The sequence below is a fragment of the Streptococcus oralis genome (assembly GCF_019334565.1).
Lineage (GTDB): Bacteria > Bacillota > Bacilli > Lactobacillales > Streptococcaceae > Streptococcus > Streptococcus oralis_CR.
Genome location: NZ_CP079724.1, coordinates 871,330 through 888,857 on the forward strand (window position 1 = coordinate 871,330; position 17,528 = coordinate 888,857).

At 38.8% G+C, this 17,528-nt stretch carries 18 protein-coding genes; 11 read left to right on the forward strand and 7 right to left on the reverse strand.

Annotation, left to right across the window (positions count from 1 at the left end; all coding sequences use genetic code 11):
- Positions 1–82 precede the first annotated feature (82 nt).
- Positions 83–823 carry an amino acid ABC transporter ATP-binding protein gene (locus KX728_RS04350; RefSeq protein ID WP_001096337.1) on the reverse strand — a complete coding sequence of 247 codons (741 nt, stop codon included), beginning with the start codon at positions 821–823 and terminating at the stop codon, positions 83–85.
- Positions 823–2,988 carry an ABC transporter substrate-binding protein/permease gene (locus KX728_RS04355; RefSeq protein WP_215804712.1) on the reverse strand — a complete coding sequence of 722 codons (2,166 nt, stop codon included), beginning with the start codon at positions 2,986–2,988 and terminating at the stop codon, positions 823–825. Before KX728_RS04355 ends, KX728_RS04350 begins: the two co-directional genes overlap by 1 nt.
- Positions 2,989–3,168: 180 nt before the next feature.
- Here KX728_RS04355 and uvrB point away from each other — a divergent pair, with 180 nt between their 5' ends.
- The 7 genes from uvrB (at position 3,169) to KX728_RS04390 (ending at position 9,398) form a co-directional block, all read left to right on the forward strand.
- Positions 3,169–5,157 (forward strand): excinuclease ABC subunit UvrB, encoded by a 1,989-nt coding sequence (gene uvrB / locus KX728_RS04360; RefSeq protein ID WP_215804711.1) that lies wholly within the window; start codon positions 3,169–3,171, stop codon positions 5,155–5,157.
- Positions 5,158–5,171: 14 nt separating this feature from the next.
- Entirely contained in the window at positions 5,172–5,798 is a 627-nt protein-coding gene (locus KX728_RS04365; protein WP_215804710.1) for an NAD(P)H-dependent oxidoreductase, read from the forward strand.
- An 8-nt stretch (positions 5,799–5,806) separates the two neighbouring features.
- Positions 5,807–6,370: a GNAT family N-acetyltransferase gene (locus tag KX728_RS04370; protein WP_000262762.1), complete on the forward strand. Its 564-nt coding sequence runs from the start codon at positions 5,807–5,809 to the stop codon at positions 6,368–6,370.
- Positions 6,336–6,839: a GNAT family N-acetyltransferase gene (locus KX728_RS04375; RefSeq protein ID WP_215804709.1), complete on the forward strand. Its 504-nt coding sequence runs from the start codon at positions 6,336–6,338 to the stop codon at positions 6,837–6,839. The genes KX728_RS04370 and KX728_RS04375 overlap by 35 nt, the downstream gene beginning before the upstream one ends.
- Positions 6,840–7,928: 1,089 nt before the next feature.
- Entirely contained in the window at positions 7,929–8,486 is a 558-nt protein-coding gene (locus KX728_RS04380; RefSeq protein WP_215804708.1) for a hypothetical protein, read from the forward strand.
- Positions 8,464–8,907, forward strand: coding sequence for a hypothetical protein (locus KX728_RS04385; protein WP_215804707.1), 444 nt, complete (start codon positions 8,464–8,466; stop codon positions 8,905–8,907). Before KX728_RS04380 ends, KX728_RS04385 begins: the two co-directional genes overlap by 23 nt.
- Positions 8,908–8,930: 23 nt before the next feature.
- Positions 8,931–9,398: an 8-oxo-dGTP diphosphatase gene (locus tag KX728_RS04390; protein ID WP_215804706.1), complete on the forward strand. Its 468-nt coding sequence runs from the start codon at positions 8,931–8,933 to the stop codon at positions 9,396–9,398.
- Here the strand turns inward: KX728_RS04390 and KX728_RS04395 are convergent.
- Both KX728_RS04395 and KX728_RS04400 read right to left on the reverse strand, forming a co-directional pair.
- Positions 9,395–9,910, reverse strand: a complete 516-nt coding sequence (locus KX728_RS04395) for a transcription repressor NadR (protein ID WP_000159158.1) — start codon at positions 9,908–9,910, stop codon at positions 9,395–9,397. The two genes, KX728_RS04390 and KX728_RS04395, sit on opposite strands and share 4 nt — an antisense overlap.
- An 11-nt stretch (positions 9,911–9,921) precedes the next feature.
- Positions 9,922–10,449 carry an ECF transporter S component gene (locus tag KX728_RS04400; RefSeq protein WP_000354644.1) on the reverse strand — a complete coding sequence of 176 codons (528 nt, stop codon included), beginning with the start codon at positions 10,447–10,449 and terminating at the stop codon, positions 9,922–9,924.
- A 135-nt stretch (positions 10,450–10,584) separates the two neighbouring features.
- Between KX728_RS04400 and KX728_RS04405 the strand changes: the two genes are divergently transcribed.
- Complete coding sequence (locus KX728_RS04405; protein ID WP_215804705.1) at positions 10,585–10,944, forward strand: hypothetical protein; 360 nt, start codon at positions 10,585–10,587, stop codon at positions 10,942–10,944.
- Positions 10,945–10,985: 41 nt separating this feature from the next.
- Here KX728_RS04405 and KX728_RS04410 read toward each other — a convergent pair whose 3' ends face one another.
- The 3 genes from KX728_RS04410 to coaB are packed head-to-tail and all read right to left on the reverse strand — an operon-like array spanning position 10,986 to position 12,785.
- On the reverse strand, positions 10,986–11,549 hold the full coding sequence (locus tag KX728_RS04410; protein ID WP_095725991.1) for an ECF transporter S component: 564 nt from the start codon (positions 11,547–11,549) through the stop codon (positions 10,986–10,988).
- Complete coding sequence (gene coaC, locus KX728_RS04415; RefSeq protein ID WP_215804704.1) at positions 11,533–12,084, reverse strand: phosphopantothenoylcysteine decarboxylase; 552 nt, start codon at positions 12,082–12,084, stop codon at positions 11,533–11,535. Before coaC ends, KX728_RS04410 begins: the two co-directional genes overlap by 17 nt.
- A gap of 11 nt (positions 12,085–12,095) precedes the next feature.
- On the reverse strand, positions 12,096–12,785 hold the full coding sequence (gene coaB / locus KX728_RS04420; RefSeq protein ID WP_215804703.1) for a phosphopantothenate--cysteine ligase: 690 nt from the start codon (positions 12,783–12,785) through the stop codon (positions 12,096–12,098).
- A 126-nt stretch (positions 12,786–12,911) separates the two neighbouring features.
- Here coaB and KX728_RS04425 point away from each other — a divergent pair, with 126 nt between their 5' ends.
- From KX728_RS04425 to KX728_RS04435, 3 genes are all read left to right on the forward strand, one after another.
- Positions 12,912–14,078, forward strand: a complete 1,167-nt coding sequence (locus KX728_RS04425) for a hypothetical protein (protein WP_000345295.1) — start codon at positions 12,912–12,914, stop codon at positions 14,076–14,078.
- Complete coding sequence (locus tag KX728_RS04430; RefSeq protein WP_215804702.1) at positions 14,071–15,546, forward strand: hypothetical protein; 1,476 nt, start codon at positions 14,071–14,073, stop codon at positions 15,544–15,546. Before KX728_RS04425 ends, KX728_RS04430 begins: the two co-directional genes overlap by 8 nt.
- A 173-nt stretch (positions 15,547–15,719) precedes the next feature.
- Positions 15,720–17,390, forward strand: a complete 1,671-nt coding sequence (locus KX728_RS04435; RefSeq protein ID WP_215804701.1) for a formate--tetrahydrofolate ligase — start codon at positions 15,720–15,722, stop codon at positions 17,388–17,390.
- Positions 17,391–17,528 lie beyond the last annotated feature (138 nt).

Below are 17,528 nucleotides of genomic sequence, written 5' to 3' on the forward strand. Positions count from 1 at the left end.
TTTATTTTATCATAATTTTCAAAAAAAACAAAAAATCCAATACGCAATTAAAAAACTGTAAGGAGAACCTTACAGTTTTGTTTTATACATTTAAGACCTTATCCAAGAACTCTTTTAGACGAGGGTGTTGCGGGTTGTCAAAGATTTGATCTGGAGTTCCATCTTCCAGGAATTCACCATCAGCCGTAAAGATAACACGGTTGGCTACCTGACGTGCAAATCCCATCTCGTGGGTTACGATGATCATGGTCATGCCTTGCTCCGCCAATTCCTTCATAACATTCAGTACATCTCCAACCATTTCAGGGTCAAGAGCAGAAGTTGGCTCATCAAAGAGCATGATATCAGGATTCATGGCAAGTCCACGAGCGATAGCTACACGCTGTTTCTGACCACCTGAAAGGCTATCTGGGTTGGCATTAGCTTTATCTGCTAGTCCTACCTTTTCAAGCAACTCCATCCCCAATTTTTCAGCTTCTTCTTTGGTCATCCGTTTGTGTTCAATAGGAGCAAAAGTGATATTCTCTAGGACGGACATATGAGGGAAGAGGTTGAAATGTTGGAAGACCATTCCCACGTTTTCACGAACATGGTCGACATTGGTTGATTTTTCAGTCAGATCATAACCATTTACTGTGATGTGGCCACTCGTTACCTCCTCGAGAAGGTTAAGGCTACGGAGGAAAGTGGATTTACCAGAACCAGAAGGACCGATGATACAGACAACATCTCCTTCATAGAACTTAGTAGTAATGCCTTTTAAAACTTCGTTTTTTCCATAATACTTATGCAAATCATTTACATCAATTTTTAGTTTTGCCATTAACGAATCCTCTTTTCTAAGCGTTTCGCTAGTCTAGTCAAAAGCGTGATAATTACAAGATAGAAGATAGCAAGGATTGCATACATCTTGAAACTTTGGTAGTTACGGGCGATGATGATCTTACCAGTTTGGAAAAGCTCCACCAGACCGATAGCAGATACGATGGTTGTATCTTTAAGAGCGATAACGAACTGGTTGACGAAGTTTGGCAACATCAATTTAGTCGCTTGTGGCAAGATAATCTTACGCATGGTTTTTCCATAAGAGATACCAAGACTGCGGCTGGCTTCCATTTGCCCAACTGGAACAGCTTGGATCCCACCACGAACGATTTCAGCGATATAAGCTGCCGCATTGAGTGAGAGGGCAATAGTACCAGCTACAAAGTCATTGATTGGACTTTGTTGGCCTGTAATCGACTCGATGAAGTTTGGAATACCCCAGAAAATGAAGGCAGCAAGAATCATCAAGGGAATACCACGGATAACGTCAACGAAAATCTCAGAGATTAGACGAAGAGATTTGTATGGGCTAACGCTAAACATACCAAAGATAATACCGATGACAATGGCAATTGCAAATGAAATAAGCGCAAGAGCAAGAGTGATTCCAAGTCCACTAAGAAGTTGTTTGTAGTTGTTTTGAAGCAAGCCCCAGATAGTAGTTTCGTCAACCGTACTTGTAGAGTCAGTTGAAGATTCGCTAGCTAGATACTTGTCAAGAATCTTTTGGAATTCTCCGTTAGCTTTGAGGTTCGCAAGTCCGTTATTGAACATCTGGATCAATTCAGGGTTTGTTCCTTTTTTAACCGCAAAGGCTGTTTCACCGATTGGAGTTCCAGCAATTGGCGTTTTCAATTTTTGACCTTGGCTGATAGAATATTTGAGAACTGGCTCATCATCCATCACAGCATCAATAGCTCCAGTATTCAGACTGTCATACATTGATGCGCCATCTGCGAAGGTTTTAATCTTATAGCCGTATTTGCTTTGATTTTCAGTAAGGAATGTTTGGGAAGCAGTTCCGTTTTTAACACCGACAGTTTTATCCTTGAGGTCTTCATAAGAAGCTATCGTGCTTGATTCTTTCACACCGAGAATCGTATTTGCTGTGTAGTATGATTCTGAGAAGTCGAAGGTTTCCTTACGGGCATCTGTTACAGACATACCAGCAATGATACCATCTGCTTGTCCTGCTTGAACAGCACTGATTGCTGCGTCAAATCCTGGGTTGGTAATTTCAATTTCAAAACCTTGATCTTTGGCAATGGCCTTGATGAGGTCCATATCAATACCGGTGTATTGATTGCTTGAATTTTGAAAAACGAATGGGGCGAAAGATGAGTCGCTGGCAATAATGTACTTGCTTTTCACTGGAGTAGCTTTTTGTCCAGTAGCAGTAGTTGTCGTTGGGCTTGCCGTAGTTGTAGAAGCGGTCCATTTTTGGATGATTTGCTCCAAGCTACCATCCTTTTTCATTTGTGCTAGGGCTTCGTTAAACTCGGTAACCAAGTGTTCATACTTGCTCCCTTTCTTGACACCAAAAGCAAAGCTTCCAACAGCCTCACCATCCATATTGATGCTGAGATCTTGTCCTTGGTTAATCGCATACTCAATAACAGGTTTATCATCCATGATGGCATTTACAGCACCAGCACTTAGACTGTTATTCATCAAATCACCTGTATCAAAGGTTTTAATAGAAAAACCGTATTTATCTTTGATACTTTCGAGGAAACGTTGAGCGGCAGTTCCGTTCTTAACTCCAACTGTTTTCCCGCTAAGTTCCTCATATTTGGTGATTTTATTTGCCTTTGTGGTAGCAATGACAACTTTTGTATCATAATAAGTATCAGACATGGTAAAGACATTTTCACGTTCTTTTGTTTTTGTCATACCTGCCATAATAGCATCTGCTTGACCTGACTGCACTGCATTTACAGCTGCATCAAAGCCAGGATAAGACATTTGGATGTTCCATCCTTTGATTTCTGCGACTTTATTGATAATATCAACATCAATCCCTTTATAGGTTTGATCTGAATCTTTAAACTCAAAAGGTGCGTAAGCTGTATCAGACACAATCTTAACAGTATCAGCTTTTGCCATACCTAGTGAGAAAATGGGAAATAAAATGAGCAAACATGCTAGTATTTTTTTCTTCATTTTTAGTCTCCTTTTCCGAATATTTTCCCATTATATCAGAAAATGAATGAAAAGGCAAATTTTATGGATTTTATGTAAGAAAATGTAACATGAAATACTAGCTCTTATCAACTTAGAGAAGAGTCTGAAAAGTAAATTTATGGTAAAATAGAAGGATAGAAAAATGCAGATGAGGCAATCATGATAAATCGAATTACAGATAATAAATTTAAACTAGTATCAAAATATGAACCTTCAGGAGATCAACCCCAAGCGATTGAGCAGTTGGTTGACAATATCGAGGGTGGAGAGAAGGCCCAAATTTTGATGGGGGCGACGGGTACAGGGAAGACCTATACCATGAGTCAGGTCATTTCCAAAGTCAATAAACCAACTTTGGTCATTGCCCATAACAAAACCCTAGCTGGTCAGCTCTATGGGGAGTTCAAGGAATTTTTCCCTGAAAATGCTGTTGAGTACTTCGTATCTTACTATGATTATTACCAACCCGAGGCCTATGTCCCTTCTAGTGATACCTATATTGAAAAGGATAGCTCGGTCAATGATGAGATTGACAAGCTCCGTCACTCAGCGACTTCAGCCCTTCTGGAGCGCAATGATGTCATCGTCGTGGCTTCTGTCTCTTGTATCTATGGTTTGGGTTCGCCAAAGGAATATGCTGATAGTGTCGTTAGTCTCCGTCCAGGTCTGGAGATTTCTCGTGATAAACTCTTGAATGACTTGGTGGATATTCAGTTTGAACGCAATGATATTGATTTCCAACGGGGAAGATTTCGCGTTCGCGGGGATGTGGTGGAGATTTTCCCAGCTTCTCGTGATGAGCACGCTTTTCGAGTAGAGTTTTTCGGGGATGAGATTGACCGTATCCGTGAGGTTGAGGCCTTGACAGGTCAGGTATTGGGAGAAGTAGATCATTTGGCGATTTTCCCTGCCACTCACTTTGTGACCAATGACGATCACATGGAAGTTGCTATTGCCAAGATTCAAGCAGAGTTAGAAGAGCAGTTAGCTGTCTTTGAGAAGGAAGGCAAACTGCTGGAAGCCCAGCGTTTGAAACAGCGGACAGAGTATGATATCGAGATGTTACGTGAGATGGGCTATACCAACGGTGTTGAAAACTACTCTCGTCACATGGATGGACGGAGCGAAGGCGAGCCTCCTTATACGCTTCTCGACTTCTTCCCAGATGATTTCTTGATTATGATTGATGAAAGTCACATGACCATGGGGCAAATCAAGGGTATGTACAATGGAGACCGTTCGCGTAAGGAAATGTTAGTAAACTATGGTTTCCGTTTACCGTCAGCCTTGGATAATCGTCCTCTCCGTCGGGAGGAGTTTGAAAGCCATGTGCATCAGATTGTTTACGTTTCAGCAACACCAGGCGACTATGAAAATGAACAGACCGAGACAGTGATTGAGCAAATCATTCGTCCGACAGGGCTCTTGGATCCTGAAGTGGAAGTCCGTCCGACTATGGGACAGATTGATGATCTCCTAGGTGAAATCAATGCTCGTGTTGAAAAGAATGAGCGAACCTTTATCACCACTTTGACCAAGAAAATGGCAGAAGACTTGACCGACTACTTCAAGGAAATGGGCATCAAGGTCAAGTACATGCACTCGGATATCAAGACTTTGGAGCGGACGGAGATTATCCGTGACCTACGTTTGGGTGTCTTTGATGTCTTGGTCGGAATTAACCTTCTTCGTGAAGGGATTGACGTTCCCGAGGTAAGCTTGGTTGCTATTCTAGATGCTGACAAGGAAGGTTTCCTTCGTAACGAACGTGGCCTCATCCAGACCATTGGACGTGCTGCCCGTAATAGCGAAGGACATGTCATCATGTATGCGGACACGATGACTCAGTCTATGCAACGTGCCATAGATGAAACGGCCCGTCGTCGGAAAATCCAGATGGCTTATAATGAAGAGCATGGTATCGTCCCACAAACCATTAAGAAAGAAATTCGTGATCTTATTGCCGTGACCAAGGCAGTTTCTAAGGAAGAGGACAAGGAAGTCGATATCAATAGCCTCAACAAACAAGAGCGCAAGGAACTCGTTAAAAAACTCGAAAAACAAATGCAAGAAGCCGTCGAAGTGCTTGATTTTGAACTGGCTGCTCAGATACGTGATATGATGTTGGAAGTGAAGGCGTTGGATTAGATAGGAGAAAACGAATGAAAATTTTAGTCATCAATGGACATCCTGACAAGGGAAGTTTCTGTCAAGAAATTTTTCGAACGATTGTAGAAAATATTGACTCAAATCATAATGAGCTTGAATCTATTAACCTAAATGAGATAGATTTTGATCCTGTATTGCGTTATGGTTATCGAAAACGGATGGAAGAGGACTCCTTCATACTTCGCTCTCAGGAATTAATCCAGTGGGCAGATCATTTCATTTTTGTTTATCCAATTTGGTGGAGTAGTATGCCTAGTTTATTGAAGGGGTGGATTGATCGTGTTTTCACGCCAGGAATTGCATACTCTGCCAATAATCAAGGAAGTTTTATTTTAAACTACTTAAGGGGTCAGCAGTTTAAAAAGTTACTAAAAGGAAAAACAGCTAGTATTTACGCAACATCCATGGCACCAACATGGTGGTACAAAGTATTTTCAGGTTCTATCAGTATTCCAGACAGTTATGGAATATCAGTATTAAAGAATGCTGTCCTGAATCATTGCGGTATCAAAACAAAGAAAGTTTCAATTTTGGGTGAGTTAGGGCGTGAGGTGAATACAAATTCTACAAGACAAAAATATCTACAAAAAGTAGCTGAGGAAGTCAAGGCGTTGGATTAGGAAAAAGTATGGTTTATTTAAGAAAACTAATTGAAGAAGATTTGGTGTCTTTGTGGGAAATTGCTTATTCACAATCTAATCCAATTTGGAAGCAGTATGATGCTCCCTATTATGACGATTATCAGCATTTTCCTAATTTTCAAGAATTTAAACTACAAAAATCAGAATCTACTCTAAACAACTCAAATCGCCTTGGTATTTTTGTTGATGATAAATTAGTTGGGACTGTTTCGCGCTACTGGGTATGTAAACAAACAAGATGGATGGAATTGGGGATTTGTATTTATGATAACAAATTTTGGAACTCTGGCATTGGAAAAGCTGCTATGCTACAATGGATAGATCGGACATTTAAGGATTACTTGGTGTTGGAGCATCTTGGTTTGACAACTTGGTCAGGAAATCTTGGTATGGTAAAACTTGCTGAAAAATTAAGAATGAAAAAAGAAGCTCATATTCCAAAAGTTCGTTATTACCAAGGCAAATATTTTGATAGTATTAAATATGGTATTCTGAGAGAAGAATGGAGTAAAATAAATGAACCTAACTATCAAACAAATGGAAACTCCTGAAGAGATAGAAGTTAAATCCTTCGTTCATTGGCAAACGTGGAGAGAGGCTTATGATGATCTTTTACCTGCAGAATTTCAGGAGACGATGACATTAGAAAGATGTCGATTCTTTAGTCAAAAATATCCTAAAAATACATTGATTGCGATAGATGGCATGAAGATAGTTGGTTTTATCAGTTATGGAAACTTTCGTGATGAGACTATTCAAGCTGGCGAAATTATTGCCTTATATGTTTTAAAAGACTATTATGGAAAAGGTATTGCTCAGAAGTTAATGAAGGAAGCTCTGACTACTCTTGAACAGTTCTCTGAAATATTTTTATGGGTATTAAAAGAGAATAAGCGAGCCATTGCTTTCTATCAAAAAATGGGTTTTACTTTTGATGGGCAAGAAAAAATACTTGACCTTGGAAAACCTATCACTGAAATTAGAATGGTACGTAAGAAATCCTCAAAATCTGAGAGTTAAATACTGGTAGAATTGCGATTTTGTTTTCAGATTACGCAATGAACAAACAATCATGTTTTAGATAATATTTTTAAATAGAGAGAAGTTATTATGAATTTGAAAGTGAAGAAGTATAAGAAGTCAACATGGTTAGATTCTGTTCGTTTTTGGTTACAAGGGCATCGATTTGTCAAATTTATGCTTGATATTGTCTTTTATATCATCTTGTTCCTAGTTATAGAATTCACAACATCACAGAACAAAAGCATTCCAGCTGATTTTCGGTACAGAGAACTCTTGTTTCCCTTGCAATTGAATCTTTTTATCTTGGGTTATAGACTCTATGCTTTCTTTTTACCAGTGAAAACAAAAAAAGAAAAGACCCTTAAAAAATTCTGTGAACCCTTTATTTATATCAATGTCCTTAGCTTCATTTTTCAACTGATTGGCGTCAGAAAAAGAGGAAGAGTTGTTCTCTCACCTTTGTTTTCACTGGAGTCATCCTATATCTGGTTTCCTATTGTCGTCTACCTTCTGGTCTTGATGTTAACTTTGGCAATCTTCTTTCTCTCTAAAGGCTCAAAAAAAGGAGTAGATGAAAATGAAGATGAGTAGGCAAATGAAGTACAAGACAAAAGAAAAGTCTTCTTGGACTAAGAGGATTTTTCTTTGGCTGGAAAGGCACAGAAGGATTGGTCAACTTTTGGATACGAGTGTATTATTTGGATCTATGTTTGTATCATTTCTTGCCGCCTCTTACATTAGTTATCTATTACCGAACATGAACTATCTTTCCCCCTTAAGCTTCAATCTTATCCTTCTGATCTTATCAACCTATTTCCTTGTCTTTCGTTTTAGTAGTGATAAACTTCAGAAATGGCGTTACTTTTCATGGGGATTTATTGGGTTCAATGGTCTTCTTTTTCCCTTTCATCTCTTGGTAGGTCTGAATTGGCTAGGACGTCGTAAGTCAACGAATTTCCCTCCCATAATTTCTATGGATCCAGCCTATGTCTGGGTCCCTATTGTAAGTTATCTCTTTTTCTTTTTCTTGGGGCTGGGCATTCTGCTTTTGATTATACGGATAGAAAAGAGAAGAAGGAGGCGTAAATGGAACGAAAGATTAAGAGAAAAAAGAAGGTCAAACAACAGGACAGAAAAATGAGAAATATCCAGAAAAAGTATTCTTTGATAGCTCACGTCCAATTGTGGCTGGAAAGACATTCAAAGATTGTTTCTTTTATGGATGGTGGTATAATATTATTATCTATTTTTGGTATCATGTATGTGTTGTTCGGGACGTCACTTATCCCGAAACCGTATCAAGAAATGTCCTATGTCTTGCCAATTATTATGAATTTTGTCTTTTTGGTGCACACACTTTATCAAGGTATTTTTAGAGATGGTTTTAGCAATAAGGCTTCAGTACAAGGATTTTTAAAAACTTTTCTATTCATAAACGGACCTATTTTTCTCCTCCACTTAATTGTTGGGGTGAAAGGGAGAAATGTTAAAAAAATTCCTTCCCTATTATCTATCGATTATCGCTACATCTGGCTTCCAATTACTACCTATCTAATCTTTTTCATCATTCCAGCGATATTAATGGTCATTTTGAAATATAAGGACAAAAAGAGGAATAATCATGACAAAAGAAAATCTAACTAAGTTATTTTCATTTAAAACACTCTATTTGGCTTTGCTGACCTTTGTGGTTCTTCATTTGATCTTGTTGGTTTTTGGACTATCTTTTACTCCGATTTTGTGGAATAGTTGGTTTTTTATTCTTTGTTTAACCTTCCTAATCCACCCCTGGAGAATCTTTTATAGAACAAGAGATTTTCAATGGTATCACCTTATTTTTCAAATATTTAGTGGATTGGTGACATTTTACCTTTGGTTTGCAGCATTCTTTGTTTTATCAGTTATCTCGGATCCAGCCATCCCTATCAATATAGACTATCGCATAGAAGATAAGGAAATCATCATTGCTAGAGGTTTTTTGGCCCGTACTACTTATGAACATCATGAATTGATCAATCCCTTTATCATGAAGGCAGAAGTAAAATACAACGAAGATACATTTTAATAACTTAGAAAGCGAGCAAATCTATGTCCCGTGCCCAAGCAACTATTTTAACCAATATCTGTCTGATTGAAGACCTCGAAACCCAGCGTGTGGTGATGCAGTATCGTTCACCCGAAAACAATCGCTGGTCTGGCTATGCCTTTCCAGGAGGACATGTTGAGAATGGCGAGGCCTTTGCCGAGTCTGTCATTCGTGAGATTTATGAAGAAACAGGTCTAACCATTCAGAATCCCCAACTGGTCGGCATTAAAAATTGGCCCTTAGATACAGGTGGGCGCTACATCGTTTTTTGTTATAAGGCGACAGAGTTTACTGGGAATCTCCAATCTTCAGATGAAGGAGAAGTATCTTGGGTACAAAAAGACCAGATTCCAAACTTGGAACTGGCCTATGATATGTTGCCTTTGATGGAAATGATGGAAGCACCTGACAAGTCTGAGTTCTTCTATCGCCACCGCACAGAGGACGGCTGGGAAAAAGAAATTTTCTAGTCTTTTACTAAATAACCTAACTGATCCAAGGCCTCCTCGATATAGTGGAGGTCTTGTTGTGTCTCGGCTTCAACAAGGTGGTAATGGATGCCGTCTGTCAATTCAGAAAGGGGTCTAAAGTCTGAATTCTCGACTTGTTCGAGAAAATGCTGGACATCTCGTCGGCAGGTGAGTTTGAGTAGGGTTTCAATTTCTCCATAAACTGGATGATCGATTAAGATATTTTGAACGCGTCCGCCATTATCTACAATGGCTAGTAGTTCCTGACCGATTTCTTCCAGTTCATGTTTCACTTTAAAGAGTTTGTGCACGTAGGGGCTGGCATCATTTTCTTTGTAGATATAGCCACGATTGGTGGATAGGATAGGAGCTCCATCTGCTCGGAGAATAGCGATGTCCTGTACAATGACCTGGCGCGTAACATGGAAGTGCTCAGCCAAGGTTTGACCATTGAGAGCTTTTGGCGCCTCTTTTAACAGTTTGAGAAGAGCTTGTTTGCGATCCTTTGTCATAGTTTTTCCTTTTAGCGACGTTTTCGAAGCACTTTATAGACAGCTAGTGCTAATGTATAGTCTACCATACTATGGACGATTGTGCCAAAACCAACTAGGACAAAGAGAACATAAAACATATTTTCAACATTTGTCCCTGAAGTAGCATAAAAGATGATACAAGCTATTACTTCAGCAATAGCATGAACAACACCCAAAACAAAGTTAAAAATCCAAGATGCCTTTGGTTTATCCAAGGTTTCAGGGAATTTCTTTAAGTACAAAGCCCCCAAAGTACCAAAAACAATGTGAGAGAAGGCACGGAGTACAATAACAGGCGGATAGCCTGCCATCAGAAAACCAAGACTAGAAGCAATAATCACAAAAGCAGCCATCAAAGGCGAAAGAAACATGGCGATAAAGATGGGGATATGACTTCCCAAGGTGTAAGAAGCCGGTGGGATAACGATTTTAAAAGGCATAATGATTGGAATCAAAATCGCTATTGCAGTGAGTAGGGCAGTCATAGTCATAAACTGCGTTTTTTTCCGTATATCCATAAGAACCTCCATTTGTCTGTATATACACAAGTATAGTACAATAAATCGCCAATCAAGTCAAGAAGTATTATTGATTTTTCAGGAAAATTTGGTTAAAATGTGGTAAAGAATAATAGGAACTGAGGATAAATTGTGATGATACTTTTTGTTTACCTAATCGTGGTAATCGTGATGATGTCAAAACAGAAAAGTGAAGGGAAAGTAGTCTCAGGTTGGACTCGCTTCCTAGTTTATAGTTTATTGGTCCTTTCGCTACTCTCTCTATTAGCAAGTGGCCTGGCTGTTTCACTCTTCAGCCTTCCTTTATTAGGTTTTCTTTTGATGGCAGCAATACTCGAAATTGCTTATTTCGTCAGATTGGTGATTGCATTTGGTTTGATTTTTCTATCTCTAACCCTATATTTGGATAGCCAGAAAAGCCAGCAACCTACACCTCTTTCGTATCATCTCCTGCGCTTTGGCTTTCACATTCTATTGGTGTTTCTCATGTTTTAAATGCTAAACTCCACCTTCAGGATGAAAGTGGAGTTAATTTTTTATTTCTTCAAGATTTCGAGACGTGGGACAATTGCTACTGTTAGAATGGAAGAAATGACAAGCTCGGCAATTGAGTTTGTAGAGATGACAGTTGCTAGGAGTTTTTGGATATTTCCATCGAAGACATTTCCAAAAAGGAAGAAGATTCCCCCAAGGACAAAGACGGTGTTGGTAAGGGAACCGAGAGCACCAGCAAAGATGAGACCCGTTCTGCTTTTTAATAATTTATAAACCAAGTAAGGTGTCAAACCAATCAAAACGCGAGGGACAATAGCGATAATCGCGGAATAGATGTTTCCGTTCGGTACGAATGGTGAGAAGAGGTAGCTGGTTGGAAGGATGGTAATCGTGTTTACTGTTAAGCTAAGTAGCCCCATAAGAAAACCAAGTGTAACTCCAACTCGAGGGCCATAGATGATACTAGCAATAATGACTGGAATATGAACGATAGTTGGTTTAATCGGGAATGGGAAAAGGTTAAATAGGAGAGAACTCAAAAAGTGGATAACGAGCATAACTGCAAAAAAGATAGCAATTGGAGCAATGTTAGAGCGTTTGTTCATTGAGGGTTTCCTTTATTCTTTCTAAAATAGTATTCAGGTCAGCTAGGGCGCCTTTGCCGTGATCGCCACAGGCTAGTAGAGATTCTTTTGGAGAGATAATCTGATAACCATAGGTCTCTAATTTTTTTAGATTAGCCTGAGTTGCCGGATGGTCATACATCTTTGTATTCATGGCTGGTGCGACTAACTTTTTGACGTGGCCTGGCAGGGCAAGTGCTGTACTTGTCACCATGTTGTCCGCAAATCCGTGGGCTAACTTTGCAATGGTATTAGCAGTAGCTGGGGCTACAATAAAAAGGTCAGTTCTTTTGCCTAGTTCGATATGATTGACTTGATCAGGATAAGGTTCCTTCATGACATCAAGGTGGACAGGATTTTGAGAGAGGACCTGTAGTGTCAACGGTTGGATAAACTCTCTTGCCGCCTCGGTCATTAAGACAGTGACATGATGGCCTTGTTTTTTCAAAGAACTGACTAAATCAGCTGCTTTATAGGAGGCTATGGAACCTGTCACTGCGATGAGAATATTTGCCATGGCTTTCCTTTCTATGAATCGTATGCTTGAATTTTTTCAAGGAGGAGGTTTGCGATTTCCTCTTTGGTTTGAACGGTTTTGAGTTCCTCTTTCTCAACAAAGATTGCTTGATGCTGGTTTGCTGAAATTTGAGTCAGGTCATTTGCAATGATCAAGTCTGCTTGGTTCTTGATAAGACTCTGTCTAGCAACTTCAATAAGATGATCCTCAGTAACATCAACCAACAGTTTGAAACCAATCAGATGGATAGAAGGATTCCAGTCTTTGACTAGAGAGATGATTTTTGGAGTCTTTTTAAGGAACAAAACCTGAACTTCATCAGTTGAAGAAATCTTAGTCTGATGATTCTGCTTGCTTAAAAATTCTTCTAAATTAGAGCTAGCCTGAACTTCCTCAAGTCCCGTCATATAAACAGGAGTGTAGTCAGACACAGCCATTGAGTGGATTAAGACCTGATATTCCTTAACAAGTTTTTGCATCACAATTAGAAGGTCGTTGGTATTATCAATTTCTCGAATGCTTAGGTTGGGATGAGCTTCTGGCTTTAAAGCTCGTTTTGTCGTTATCAAACAAACTTCATGCCCCGCAGCAAGCAAGGTTTCTGTGATGATTTTCCCCAAGCGACCTGTAGAATGGTTAGTAATAGAGCGGACACTATCAATAGCTTCACTGGTACCGCCCGATGTGACTAAAATTTTCATAGGACTATTGTACACAAAAATGATATGCAAGTCAAAGAAAAGCATTTAAAAGAAAAATATATTATTATTGACATTTATAGTAATAAATAAGATAATGAATCTAAGTAAATTAATAGGGGTATTATTATGGATTTTTTTAAATTTGCAGACAACATTGCAAAGGAAGCTGGTAAAGTATTGAATGATGTCGGTTCTGCTACTAGCGAAGCTTTAAATGAAGCGAGTAAATTTACTGGAGAAGTTATTACTGAATCTGTAAAAACTATAGGTGAAGTATCAAGCCAAGTTGGTAATGTTGTCTCAGATGTCTCAGTGAAAGCTGTTGGAGTTGCCGGAGATGTAGCACATCAGATAACAAATGTGACTTCTGAAACATTTAACGAAGCTGGGAAAATAGCGAATAATACAAAAGAACAAATTGAATCGGTAGACCTTTTTAATTCTAAACTAAGACAAGAAGCTGTTGATGGATATAATGAAGCTATTAGTTGTTATAATGAGGAAGCTGATAGCTTGGCTAATAAATCAATAGAGCTTTATCAGGTTAGGGATAAAGCTATCAAAGTTGTAAAAATTGTTGAAGAAAGAATTAACAAACTAGCAAATAAACCAAAAGAGTTTGAAACAAAATTAGAAGCAATTGATGTTGAAATTCAGAATTTTGAAGATAAGCAAATTGCTATTTCACAGTCAATTAAGGAAGCTGAATTAGCAAGTGGTAGCACAGCGGCTACGGCTTCACTTAGCGCATTAGGAGTAACAGTTGCAACTTTAGGGCCTACTGCCGCTATGGGTGTTGCAACTACATTTGGTGTTGCATCAACAGGTACTGCAATTTCAAGTTTGACAGGTGCTGCAGCAAATAGCGCCGCTCTGGCTTGGTTAGGTGGTGGAAGTGTAGCAGCTGGTGGCGGTGGAGTGGCAGCCGGTAACGCATTTTTGGCATTGGCTGGTCCTGTCGGTTGGGGAATTGCAGGCGCTATGTTGACCGCTTCTGTTGGCGCTGGTGTAGTAGCTAATAGGAAAAATGAAGAAGTTGCAAAAGAGGCTATAGAGGAACAGAAAAAGGTAGAATTGTTGGCTAGACAACTTAAAGAAAAAGTAATAGAAGTTACGGAATTAATAGAACTAACTGAAAAACAAACAGAAGGAATTTATTTAGCTAATTTATCTTTAACTGGAATGGACTATAGCTTATTTACTGATGACGAAAAATATCAAGCAGGTGCTTTAGTGAATTCAACTCTATCATTGACTGCTATGGTAAATAAGGAAATTAGAATAAATGAGTAACCAGATTATTAATCAAGCTTTTAACCAAGGTATTAGTGCATATGTCAATTGTTTAAATAACTTGAGAATTCAAGATTTACATAATGCTATGAAAATCATAGAGGATGAAGCACGCAGAGTCATCTTAAACAAGGACAATGCCTCAAAGATTTTAAACTATACGAGAGACAATATTGAAGACGTTATTTTAAAGAAGCGTGGAGGAGATTATGGTGGTCACGGCTTTATCGCTGAATTTGCAGAAGCAGGGATTGTAAATGCGAGGAGAGCCATTGAAGGGTTAAATCCTATTGTCGAAGTATTGAATGATAATGGACCAGCCGATTTATTAATTGGTAGAAATACCATTCAAATGAAGTTTTATGGTAATTTACGTGATGAACTAGCTCAATCGTTTCATTACAGTTCAAAAATGAAAATGATGTTTCCAAAAGATCACGTTCAAGTATTTGAAAAAATAATGGCTGGAGCAAAAGAAGTTGAAGTGAATGGCAAGAGATTATCCATTAAACAAATTACGGATATACGCCAAATGATTAATGATATCACTGAAAGCAAGGGACTTACTTCATACAAATATTGGATGAAATCCTCTGCTCTAGATTATAAAGACGCTCAAAAAAATTCAATTCATTCTCTTATAGATTCTGAAGAGAAGAATATTCGTAAAACAGTCAGACTAAAACAAGAAGAATTAAATAAAAAAAGATTAGTGGCCCAAAAACATGCATTACCAAATTTAAAAGAAGCTAACAAGGTTGCAAGAAACGCAGCTTTTTTACAGGGTGGTTTAGCATTAATGTCGACTGTGTATGGGAAATACAAAGAAGGAAAAAGTATTTTTGAATTCGAACAATCAGATTGGTTAGATTGTGGATTGGACACAGCTGAAGGAGTTGTAAAGGGGGCAATATCTGGTTATTCCATTTACGGATTAACAAATGTCTTTGGTATTAGTGCTCCAAATGCTAGTGCTTTAGTTATGGCAACTTATGGAATGATAGACATTATTCTAAAGTATAGAACTACAGAAATAACCCAAGATGAATTTATGAATCTTTTGACATTAAATGTAATGGATACTTCCTTTGCAACAATTGGTGCTTGTATTGGTCAGATCATGATTCCAATACCTGTTCTTGGTTCTGTAGTTGGTTCAATATCTACTTCAATAATTTGGGAGATAGGTAAGGGAATATTAAATGAAAGAGAACAAAGGATAATTCAAGATTACAAAGAAAATCTGAATAGTTACATAAAAACTTTAGACGAAAATTATCTTGTCATTTACAACGAAATTATAGAAAAGTATAAAAAATTGGGCGAAATACAAGCATATTCGTTTGATTTGTCAATAAATACTAAACTTAGGTTTGAGTACTCTATTGAGATGGCAGAAAGTTTAGAAATTGAAGATAATAAAATTCTCCATGATTTGTCTGAAATTGATAATTTCTTTCTTGACTAGATTATTTTCACATTCTTTATAGTCTAAAACTATAAAGCCATATAAAATTTTTAAAAGAGCCCTAAAAATCTTGAAAATCAGGATATTTACGAACGTTTAGAGAGTTTATGGATGTTAAAAATCTTGTTTTGTGTTATAATGAATTATCACATTAGAGGTTAGAGGAGTTTTGAATGAAAACAGATATTGAAATCGCACAGAGTATTGAATTGAAACCAATCGTTGATGTTGTTGAGAAATTGGGCATTTCTTACGATGATTTGGAATTATATGGAAAGTATAAGGCTAAACTCAGCTTTGATAAAATTCGTGCAGTTGAGAGCAATCCAGTTGGGAAATTGATCTTGGTTACTGCCATCAATCCAACACCAGCAGGTGAAGGGAAATCAACTATTACCATTGGTCTTGCGGATGCTTTGAACAAGATTGGTAAGAAAACGATGATTGCCATCCGCGAACCGTCTCTTGGCCCAGTAATGGGGATTAAGGGTGGTGCAGCCGGTGGTGGTTATGCCCAAGTGTTGCCAATGGAAGACATCAACCTTCACTTTACCGGGGATATGCATGCCATTACAACTGCTAACAACGCTCTTTCTGCCTTGATTGACAACCACTTACACCAAGGAAATGAGCAGGGAATCGACCAACGTCGTATCCTCTGGAAACGTGTAGTAGACTTGAATGACCGTGCCCTTCGTCATGTAACCGTTGGACTTGGTGGTCCTCTAAACGGTATTCCTCGTGAGGATGGTTTTGATATTACAGTTGCTTCAGAAATCATGGCCATTCTTTGCTTGGCGACTGATATTGAAGATTTGAAAAAGCGCTTGGCTAGCATCGTTATTGGCTATCGCTATGACCGTACACCAGTTACTGTTGGTGATTTACAGGTAGAGGGGGCTTTAGCATTGATTTTGAAAGATGCTATCAAACCGAACTTGGTTCAGACAATTTACGGTACACCTGCCTTTGTACACGGTGGTCCTTTTGCCAATATTGCTCATGGATGTAACTCTGTTTTGGCAACAAGCACAGCCCTTCGCTTGGCTGACTATACTGTTACTGAAGCTGGTTTTGGTGCAGACCTTGGTGCTGAGAAATTCCTTGATATCAAGACACCAAACTTGCCAACATCTCCAGATGCAGTTGTCATCGTCGCAACCCTTCGTGCCCTTAAGATGAATGGTGGTGTAGCTAAGGACGCTTTGACAGAGGAAAATGTAGAAGCAGTTCGTTCAGGTTTTGCTAACTTGAAACGCCACGTTGAGAACATCCGTAAGTTCGGTATTCCAGCAGTTGTAGCTATCAATGAATTTGTTTCTGATACAGAGGCTGAAATCGCAGCCTTGAAGGAACTTTGTGCCTCAATCGATGTACCAGTAGAATTGGCTAGTGTCTGGGCTGATGGCGCAGAAGGTGGTGTAACACTTGCCGAAACGGTTGTTAAAACTATCTCTGAAAATCCAGCCAACTACACTCGTCTTTATGACAATGACCTTTCTGTCCAAGAAAAGATTGAAAAGATTGTTACTGAGATCTACCGTGGTAGCAAAGTGAACTTTGAGAAAAAAGCCCAAACGCAAATTGCCCAAATCGTTCAGAATGGTTGGGACAAATTGCCAATCTGTATGGCTAAAACTCAGTACAGTTTCTCAGACAACCCGAATGCACTCGGAGCCCCAGAAAACTTTGAAATTACCATTCGTGAGTTGGTACCGAAATTAGGTGCAGGCTTTATCGTTGCTCTAACTGGTGATGTTATGACTATGCCAGGCCTTCCAAAACGACCAGCAGCTCTCAATATGGATGTTGAAAGTGACGGGACCGTTCTAGGCTTGTTCTAGTAAATTGCAATTGATTTAAATGAGTTTGGAAAAGATTTCCAAGCTCATTTTCTTGTCTAGATATGAGGCGTTGTCGTCAGCTGATAATAGAGTTACTTTCTAGACGCAATCAGTCTAGGTAAAGATATTTTCCCTGAT

Bases quoted from the DNA above. Each gene is read 5' to 3' on its own strand.
- KX728_RS04410 (WP_095725991.1), bottom strand. From the start codon at position 11,549: ATGAACAAACGCTCTAACATTGCTCCAATTGCTATCTTTTTTGCAGTT.
- KX728_RS04430 (WP_215804702.1), top strand. From the start codon at position 14,071: ATGAGTAACCAGATTATTAATCAAGCTTTTAACCAAGGTATTAGTGCA.
- KX728_RS04390 (WP_215804706.1), top strand. From the start codon at position 8,931: ATGTCCCGTGCCCAAGCAACTATTTTAACCAATATCTGTCTGATTGAA.
- KX728_RS04395 (WP_000159158.1), bottom strand. From the start codon at position 9,910: ATGACAAAGGATCGCAAACAAGCTCTTCTCAAACTGTTAAAAGAGGCG.
- coaC (WP_215804704.1), bottom strand. From the start codon at position 12,084: ATGGCAAATATTCTCATCGCAGTGACAGGTTCCATAGCCTCCTATAAA.
- KX728_RS04370 (WP_000262762.1), top strand. From the start codon at position 5,807: ATGGTTTATTTAAGAAAACTAATTGAAGAAGATTTGGTGTCTTTGTGG.
- KX728_RS04435 (WP_215804701.1), top strand. From the start codon at position 15,720: ATGAAAACAGATATTGAAATCGCACAGAGTATTGAATTGAAACCAATC.
- uvrB (WP_215804711.1), top strand. From the start codon at position 3,169: ATGATAAATCGAATTACAGATAATAAATTTAAACTAGTATCAAAATAT.
- KX728_RS04380 (WP_215804708.1), top strand. From the start codon at position 7,929: ATGGAACGAAAGATTAAGAGAAAAAAGAAGGTCAAACAACAGGACAGA.
- KX728_RS04385 (WP_215804707.1), top strand. From the start codon at position 8,464: ATGACAAAAGAAAATCTAACTAAGTTATTTTCATTTAAAACACTCTAT.
- KX728_RS04365 (WP_215804710.1), top strand. From the start codon at position 5,172: ATGAAAATTTTAGTCATCAATGGACATCCTGACAAGGGAAGTTTCTGT.
- KX728_RS04425 (WP_000345295.1), top strand. From the start codon at position 12,912: ATGGATTTTTTTAAATTTGCAGACAACATTGCAAAGGAAGCTGGTAAA.
- KX728_RS04350 (WP_001096337.1), bottom strand. From the start codon at position 823: ATGGCAAAACTAAAAATTGATGTAAATGATTTGCATAAGTATTATGGA.
- KX728_RS04355 (WP_215804712.1), bottom strand. From the start codon at position 2,988: ATGAAGAAAAAAATACTAGCATGTTTGCTCATTTTATTTCCCATTTTC.
- coaB (WP_215804703.1), bottom strand. From the start codon at position 12,785: ATGAAAATTTTAGTCACATCGGGCGGTACCAGTGAAGCTATTGATAGT.
- KX728_RS04375 (WP_215804709.1), top strand. From the start codon at position 6,336: ATGAACCTAACTATCAAACAAATGGAAACTCCTGAAGAGATAGAAGTT.
- KX728_RS04405 (WP_215804705.1), top strand. From the start codon at position 10,585: ATGATACTTTTTGTTTACCTAATCGTGGTAATCGTGATGATGTCAAAA.
- KX728_RS04400 (WP_000354644.1), bottom strand. From the start codon at position 10,449: ATGGATATACGGAAAAAAACGCAGTTTATGACTATGACTGCCCTACTC.